The organism is Alteromonas sp. K632G (genome assembly GCF_017653625.1).
Classification (GTDB): domain Bacteria; phylum Pseudomonadota; class Gammaproteobacteria; order Enterobacterales; family Alteromonadaceae; genus Alteromonas; species Alteromonas naphthalenivorans.
The window spans coordinates 1-7,095 of sequence record NZ_JAGGDM010000032.1; the positions used below are offsets into that span (position 1 = coordinate 1).

The 7,095-nt window shown below is 40.7% G+C and carries 10 protein-coding genes; 1 reads left to right on the forward strand and 9 read right to left on the reverse strand.

The genetic code is table 11. The annotated features are described in order from the left end of the window. Positions 1-61: 61 nt before the first annotated feature. The 7 genes from J5X92_RS20340 to J5X92_RS20370 form a co-directional block, all read right to left on the reverse strand. On the reverse strand, positions 62-253 hold the full coding sequence (locus tag J5X92_RS20340; RefSeq protein ID WP_126874070.1) for a hypothetical protein: 192 nt from the start codon (positions 251-253) through the stop codon (positions 62-64). Between the two features lie 56 nt (positions 254-309). After that, a complete protein-coding gene (locus J5X92_RS20345) occupies positions 310-549 on the reverse strand; it encodes a hypothetical protein (protein WP_126874069.1) in 240 nt (79 codons plus the stop codon). 114 nt (positions 550-663) lie between these two features. Beyond that, the gene (locus J5X92_RS20350) at positions 664-1,170 is read right to left on the reverse strand and encodes a GNAT family N-acetyltransferase (protein WP_013783713.1); all 507 of its coding nucleotides are present in this window, start codon (positions 1,168-1,170) and stop codon (positions 664-666) included. A gap of 24 nt (positions 1,171-1,194) precedes the next feature. Continuing rightward, on the reverse strand, positions 1,195-1,479 hold the full coding sequence (locus tag J5X92_RS20355) for a hypothetical protein (protein WP_126874068.1): 285 nt from the start codon (positions 1,477-1,479) through the stop codon (positions 1,195-1,197). A 535-nt stretch (positions 1,480-2,014) separates the two neighbouring features. Further along, entirely contained in the window at positions 2,015-2,704 is a 690-nt protein-coding gene (locus J5X92_RS20360; RefSeq protein ID WP_126874067.1) for a VIT family protein, read from the reverse strand. Between the two features lie 425 nt (positions 2,705-3,129). Then, a complete protein-coding gene (locus J5X92_RS20365; RefSeq protein WP_013783718.1) occupies positions 3,130-3,855 on the reverse strand; it encodes a hypothetical protein in 726 nt (241 codons plus the stop codon). 898 nt (positions 3,856-4,753) lie between these two features. Next, complete coding sequence (locus J5X92_RS20370) at positions 4,754-5,065, reverse strand: hypothetical protein (RefSeq protein WP_013783720.1); 312 nt, start codon at positions 5,063-5,065, stop codon at positions 4,754-4,756. A gap of 341 nt (positions 5,066-5,406) precedes the next feature. On the opposite strand from J5X92_RS20370, the gene J5X92_RS20375 reads away from it, so the two are divergent. Then, positions 5,407-6,363 carry an IS110 family transposase gene (locus J5X92_RS20375; protein WP_126874066.1) on the forward strand — a complete coding sequence of 319 codons (957 nt, stop codon included), beginning with the start codon at positions 5,407-5,409 and terminating at the stop codon, positions 6,361-6,363. A gap of 22 nt (positions 6,364-6,385) precedes the next feature. Here J5X92_RS20375 and J5X92_RS20380 read toward each other — a convergent pair whose 3' ends face one another. Together J5X92_RS20380 and J5X92_RS20385 are read right to left on the reverse strand one after the other, a co-directional pair. Beyond that, positions 6,386-6,682 (reverse strand): type II toxin-antitoxin system RelE/ParE family toxin, encoded by a 297-nt coding sequence (locus J5X92_RS20380; protein WP_013783721.1) that lies wholly within the window; start codon positions 6,680-6,682, stop codon positions 6,386-6,388. Between the two features lie 3 nt (positions 6,683-6,685). After that, positions 6,686-6,904, reverse strand: coding sequence for an addiction module protein (locus tag J5X92_RS20385; RefSeq protein WP_013783722.1), 219 nt, complete (start codon positions 6,902-6,904; stop codon positions 6,686-6,688). Between the last annotated feature and the right edge of the window lie 191 nt (positions 6,905-7,095).

Genomic DNA, 7,095 nt, shown 5'->3' on the forward strand with positions numbered 1-7,095 from the left:
GCCAGCTATCTGGAAGCTGTGCTAACTGCGGGTTTTAGTGGCATGATTAATTAGTGAGCACTCATGCGGTTGCCCTGCCCTCTGAACCACCAAGTACGATAACAGGCTGATTGTGGGAATTAGCCGGTGGCTGATAATAGTGACCCACAATACCATCTTGTTCCACGCTAAGGGCTTGCGGGGCAGCAATTGAAGCAAATGCTGGCAATAGTGAGGTTAAAAATAGTAAAAAGTGGCTCTTTTTAAATTTCATATTTTGTTTTTCCATTAAGCGCTCAAATACTAAAAAATGTTTAGTTTTTTATGGCGTTATTCTGAGCCAAATATGCCACGAAAAAGGGCGGTAAATACACCTGACATAGTGTCTTCTATAGCATCGGTTTCGGGTGAATTCTTTTTAGCGTGCATTGCGTTCGATTCTTCTTGTTCTCTTTTCTCTGCACTAGAAGATGCACCGTCAAGAAAATCACCCACTGTTTTGTTAGAGGTGGATGCGCATCCTGATGAAATAGCAGATGCTATCAAAATGGCTGTTAATTTGGTTTTCATTTAATTTCCATATTTTATAAGTGCATAACGCGGCAAATAAGGGGGCGCCTATAGTAAGAAGTGGTACCTGTGTTTGCTTCCAAGCCGAGATAGCGAGATATTTTGACTGTTAGTTTAGCAGCGTGAATGAACAAATCGAAGCACCTGTTCGTTTTTACCCTGAGTTTCAACTATAGAATCTAATTTAGCACCCGATGACGCTATAAGCGATGATGAAACTTTATTACTCTTGTAGCAATGAATATGTACCTCATCGACGCCAATTTCAAAGGCTTTTTCTAGCGTTAGATTAAGGAGTTTCATACCATAGCCTTGCCCACGCTTAGAAGGCCTTATTCCCAACCCTATATGACCTCCTGCAAACCGTAATGCATCATTCAAACAATGCCTTAGATGGGAACAACCGACAATTTCACTGTTTTCAATAAGCCAAAATGTCGTATTGGGAACTAAGTTTTCTGGCAAGTTTACGCCCTTGGAATAGCCATTCAATAGGTTAACAAAAGATGCAAAATTTGAATGGTCTAAGTCAAGCGGGTAAGGGTACCGTTCTTCGTTTCCCAGCTCTTTGATGTATTCTTTGTAACTGGCTTCGTAGAGCACTGTGGGCGTAATTAGCATAAATTTCCTTCTAAGCAGCTAACTTCATTTTGGGGTAATAATACGTGGGATAAGCTTGGCGCCAAGAAACACATGTCTGCTGGTTGCTGTGCGATGAACCGAGGTAAGAGGTGCATTCTCGTAGTTTTTCGCGCACAAGCTAAGCGCATACTCCACAGCATATTTATCGACACTTAGCAAACCAGTAAACGCTACATCACAGCCTAAATTGCGCTTGCCACTGTTGTCTGTGTAGTAAAGCTTACCTGTGGTACAGCCACCCATAAATATGAAAATGAGAACGATAAAAATAAACTTCAATTGTTCCACTAGCCTTGTTTACCTGCTAACTAGCCAAGAATGCTAACGTGCAATGCACTCGCTTTCTTTCAGCGCGATTATTTGTCTAAGGTACTCTGTTCTTTTCATTGCAGCATTTCCCGTTACAAAGATATTGGAGGCCAATAAAATGGCTAAATAACCATTATCAATAGGGGAGATAAATACGTTGTTGATGAAAATAAAAATGACAACGAATAGAAACGCAAAACCAGGAACGTAGTAGACACGAGAAAATTTTTTCTCTAAGTTCTAAATTTTAGTTATCTTCTGTAAAGCTAATTCAGCATCAATATTGTCCATCTATTAATATAACCTCCCTGATCAAATTAACTAGAAATATAACACCCAAGGCGTGTTTAGCGGGTACAGCAGATTGTTACAAGACATTTCTCACACTGTTCCCAGTTCTATTTTCCCCACCCCTGAAACGTATTCTTGCGCTTGACTCATACTTTCAATTCACTCCAATTCCTACATGAAAGCTTAACTTGTAAAGAGGCTGCTATTGTAAATAAACCCATTGTCATGCAACCACTCCAAAGATGCGACCTACAACTGCTGTCAATACCATTGCAAGCGCACCCCAAAAAGTCACTCTGATAGCCCCCACAGTCATTGATGCACCGCCTGCGCGTGCTGCGATCGCACCTAGAGCGGCGAGAAACACTAAAGAGAATGATGCGACGATAGGTATAAGTAGCTCTTGTGGCACTAACCAGGCAACCGCTAAAGGAAGTGCAGCGCCTACTGTGAAAGCACCCGCCGACGAGAAAGCCGCTTGAATGGGCTGCGCATTAGCGCTTTGTGAAATTCCGATATCATCTTTGGCATGAGCGCCAAGAGCATCGTGAGCCATCAGCTGCTCAGCAACTTGTTTAGCCAGAGTTGGTTCAAGGCCTCTACCTTCGTATATTGTTGCTAGCTCTTCTTTTTCAGATTCAAAATTTTGATCCAGTGATTTTTGCTCTATGGCGAGATCGGCATTTTCTGTATCTGATTGAGAACTAACTGAAACGTATTCACCAGCAGCCATAGACATAGCCCCAGCAACTAAACCTGCAGCACCAGCGAGAAGAATGTCTTCATGGGCAGTACTCGCAGCGGCAACACCGATGATAAGGCTTGCAGTAGATACAATTCCGTCATTTGCACCAAGTACTGCTGCGCGCAACCAACCTACGCGTTGTGAACGATGTATTTCAGTATGAGTCATAAGGTTGCTCGGTAATTTCTTTTACAGTTAACTTATATTTAGTTCAGGTGTTTACGTTATAGGGGGGAACTCTCGACCCGTCCCGCGGATTGCGACTTAGGCGTTTGCTAGTTGCTTTAACTCAATGCCTGAGCTAACAGTTGTGTGCACACGAATAGAGAGTTCACCATGGATACTCGCATACAATTTAGTGCTGATGAAGAAACTAAACACTTGGGCCAGATATAGACGTTCTAGCGAACGAAGTGAGTTTATTGAGTTGTTATATCGCTACTCCCCACAACAAAAACCTGACCCATAATGGCTCTTTGTTCCATTCTTTTGATGTTTTGTCTATCACGATAATTTCCTCTTGAAGTTGAGAAATGTCAATTTTAGACACAGAGGTAAAGGCTTTAAGAGATTCTATACTGGTTTTATTATGGTTACGTTGTCTTGTACACGTACCAATTTCCTGTGACATGCTCAATATAGATATAATCCTCATCTGACATTTGGGGCACTTCAGTGCCAGGTGGTACAAACAGGTAGCCAACCGAGTTATCTAAAATCCCACCTACGTTGACGTCAACTATGCCACTACTTGAGTCGTAACCTACTAGATTTAGATTTAAATGTTTAGCAGATTCAGTAGCCTTTTTCTGACTTGTTTTAGCCTCAAAGGCTATCGCATTTAAGCTACCAATATTTTTATGCAAGTATTCTTTAAGCTCCGAATCCAACTGCAAAGTAAGAAGCATGTTCTGATAGTGATTCTCTTCTTCTTTTGTTCTATTGGGTTTGCTTTGTATCGCCTGCAGGGACATAAAGAACATACTTGGTAATGCTAGATTTCTAACGGCTGAAATTTTCCATTTGTTTTGGTCGTTTACCAAATAGATATACCAATCTTGAGATATTCCTTCTTTCGTTAGTAATACAGCGTAAATTTCTCTTCGCGGGCTTTGTTCAAGTGCTCGAAGGCTAACATTGATGCCTTTTGGTAAGTCCTCGCCTAAGGTGGGCTTATCCAGATAATGCTCCAACATCTCTCCGGTATACACTTCTCTTTTATTATCTAGTCCATCTTGGCCAAAAAACTGCTCTACAAGCCTCGACTCATCTGCGAAAGCAGCCAAAGGAAATAATAAAAAAACAATTAAAATTCGCACGAAATTTCATTAGTGACCATACTTTTAAATAGCGGGCGAAGCCACCCTGCGTGAACGAAGTGAGTGTGTTGATTGGGTTGTTATACTATGCGTTGCGCTCACTCATACCTCTGACAGCAAAGAAGTAATAAACTAAAAAGCCTAACCATGAAAAGAATAATGAAACGAGGCACCAAACTAGTTTGTGTACCCCCTTAGCTTTCTTAGATGTTAAGGCAACTAATACTGGTAAAAGCGTTAGACTGAAAAGCACAATAAAAATGATAATTTGCCAAATACTCATATTAAAAATGACTCCTTGTTTTTTGGCCGTAATGATGCTTGATAAATTTGTTATGTGTACATTACTTGATGCTAGTCTTTTTATCTCTAGCAACTCTGACTTTCAAGCTATGAAATAGAGATGCAAAAACAAAAGTTGTAATTAATAAAACTGAACAAAGTAGTTTTACCCCGATACTTTCACTTCCTAAGAATTCATTTAAAATTGCAGAAAAGAGTATGAACCCAATTAGATAATAACTATGTATTTTATTCACAAAAATTCCCTGTAAATATAGCGTCCCAGCGAGTGAAGGGAGTGGCTTAAGCGTTTGTTAGATCCCGTTCTATGGAATTCCTATTTCCCATAATTGTTCCTGACTCAACAGTAGAGGTTCTTTATAAGCGGAAAACCTAATACCAATACAATAGCTGTTTGTTACCAGGATGCCTTTCTTTTTTAACTCAAAAACTGTAATTGCATCTTTGTCATGAAAGTCTTTCCAAGAGTTTAATCGATAAACAGTCCCATCAATAGTGCACTCTTTATCGTTAAATAGTAACTCATCACTTTCAGTGTCTACGTACGTTGAACGAAGTGAGTGAGTTTATTGAGTTGTTAGGCCGTGCTGATAAGTTAGTCATGGCTATTAATAAAACTTTGTAATTCATCTGAGAAGCCATTGATTTGCTTAGCCTCTAGAAGGCCATCTGATTTCATTAATGCAAGTTGCAGCATAGCTTTGGACCTTGCATTGTAATCGAATATGTTGGCGATACGTTTGTCGCTGTTTTCCATCAATTTATACAAATAAAGATATTTTGCATGATCTGAAAGTTCGGGATTATCGATTCCTTTACGCACATCGTCCAAAACTTGCTGGCAGCATTTATCTAATGCATCTGCCTTAACTCGTTTGAAGTGTTTCCAATCTGCCTCTGAAATCATGTTTTACCTCTATAGGCCTAACGCTAAGCTAACGAGCAGTGACGTAGCGGATAATAGCGAAGCGCCGCTGCGTTACTGTCCCAGCGACCGAAGGGAACGTGTTAAGCGTTTGTATGGATTATAACTCATGTAAATCATCCTGATTTTAATCAGTGTGAGGTAAAGTGAGACCCAGACTTTAGCAGCAACTAAAGCTTTCTTTTGTGGTAGTTCGATTGAGCGATGGCTCCTCAGTTGAGAGACCGATAACAAGAAAGAACACCACAAAGGACTCCAAGCTCCACACTCGAATAGTCTACTGGGTCTCGAACCCGCATTATGCAAGCAAGAGTTAGCTTATTATGAATACAAAAACAAAGCAAAACGTTAGCGTCGGTGTTGATACGGGTAAGTTTCAGTTGGATATTTATATACGCCCACTCGATGTATATTTCACCGTCAATAATGATGAAAAAGGCATTAAAGAAGCCGTTAAAACAATCAAGAAATATTCACCCGATCGTATCGTTATAGAGGCCACTGGTCGTCTTGAAATACCTTTTATCATGGCATGTGCAAGCGCTAATTTACCCTTTGTTATCGCGAATCCTATCCACGTAAAACGTTTTGCTGGAGCACTAGGTCAACGGGCTAAAACTGATAAGCTTGATGCACAATTAATTGCTCATTATGGTGAAGCCATTCAACCCAATCTCTCCCAGCTTAAGCCAGAAACGATGCAGGCTATGAGTGATTTAGTCGCAAGAAGAAATCAATTGCTGGTCATGCAAACGATGGAAAAGAACCGCCTTCAAATTCTGCCCAAAGAACTCGCCATGACCATCAAACCTATATTGACGGCTTTCAAAAATCAGATTGAAAAAGTAGAAAGTAAAATTGTTAAACTCATTGAATCATGCCCAGACTATCAAGCTAAAAACGATATATTACAGAGTATGAAAGGCATTGGGGAAATAGCCTCAGCTTCCATCATCAGTAACCTGCCTGAATTGGGATATATGACCAACAAACAAGCTTCAGCGTTAGTCGGTGTGGCACCCATGAATCGAGAAAGTGGCCGCTACAAAGGCCTACGAAAAATCCAAGGTGGGAGGCATCAAGTCCGCACAGTTTTATACATGGCCATGATGTCAGCAATACAAAGTAACCCCGTATTTAAGGAAACGTATCAACGATTAATTGCGGCGGGTAAACCAAAAAAAGTGGCTATAATCGCCTGTATCAGAAAGATGGTCGTTATCTTAAACTCGATGTTGCGAGAGGGTGTAATGTGGGAAGCGCCAAAGGCTATAAATTAACTATTGACGCCATAGTCTCTTGTTAGGCGCGTTCGTGCCAATACCCTGGTTTTCGGTGGTTGTGCATAATAGCTACCACACTAATTTCCCTGTTTTCGATAATTTTATAAATAATAGAGTATGGGAACCTGCTTAAGACAAAGCGTCGATGAGTTTGCCCCATTTTTGTCCATGCCGATGGCAAAGAGCTAACTGAATCGATGGCTTCCTTGAGTTCTTGGGTAAATTCGTGACCCAACCCCAGTGACTGCTTTTGATACCAATCAAACGACTCTTTTATTTCCCTTTTAACCTCTGGGTGAAAGGAAACAGGCAGCATCTTTTAATTTAGATCCTTTTCTATCTCTTCCCAACTAATGCTTTTTACCGCACCAGACTCTAGCTCTGCGCTGCGAGCTTCTGCAAGTTTTACCCACTCAGATTCCACATCGCTATCAATCTTAGTATCCATAGCCGTTAAAAGACAGTGGGCAGCAAGAGCTTTCTCTTTAGTACTGAGTTGCTCGATATTTTCAAGCATCACTTTTAATGCATCAGACATAAAATAACTCCCATTGAGTATGATTTGATATTACCACTAAAAAAGAGAAGTGAAAGGCTGGATTTACAAGTAGCGGCTAGCGTCCCAACGAGCAAAGCGAGAACCTTAAGTGGTTTGATAATCATTGAGCCTCCTCCCTATCAGCATAAACTGAGTTTATCCTAATAGGCGACCAAACCAAGGGAGAAAAC

Bases quoted from the DNA above. Each gene is read 5' to 3' on its own strand.
- J5X92_RS20360 (WP_126874067.1), bottom strand. From the start codon at position 2,704: ATGACTCATACTGAAATACATCGTTCACAACGCGTAGGTTGGTTGCGC.
- J5X92_RS20345 (WP_126874069.1), bottom strand. From the start codon at position 549: ATGAAAACCAAATTAACAGCCATTTTGATAGCATCTGCTATTTCATCA.
- J5X92_RS20350 (WP_013783713.1), bottom strand. From the start codon at position 1,170: ATGCTAATTACGCCCACAGTGCTCTACGAAGCCAGTTACAAAGAATAC.
- J5X92_RS20385 (WP_013783722.1), bottom strand. From the start codon at position 6,904: ATGTCTGATGCATTAAAAGTGATGCTTGAAAATATCGAGCAACTCAGT.
- J5X92_RS20370 (WP_013783720.1), bottom strand. From the start codon at position 5,065: ATGATTTCAGAGGCAGATTGGAAACACTTCAAACGAGTTAAGGCAGAT.
- J5X92_RS20340 (WP_126874070.1), bottom strand. From the start codon at position 253: ATGAAATTTAAAAAGAGCCACTTTTTACTATTTTTAACCTCACTATTG.
- J5X92_RS20375 (WP_126874066.1), top strand. From the start codon at position 5,407: ATGAATACAAAAACAAAGCAAAACGTTAGCGTCGGTGTTGATACGGGT.
- J5X92_RS20380 (WP_013783721.1), bottom strand. From the start codon at position 6,682: ATGCTGCCTGTTTCCTTTCACCCAGAGGTTAAAAGGGAAATAAAAGAG.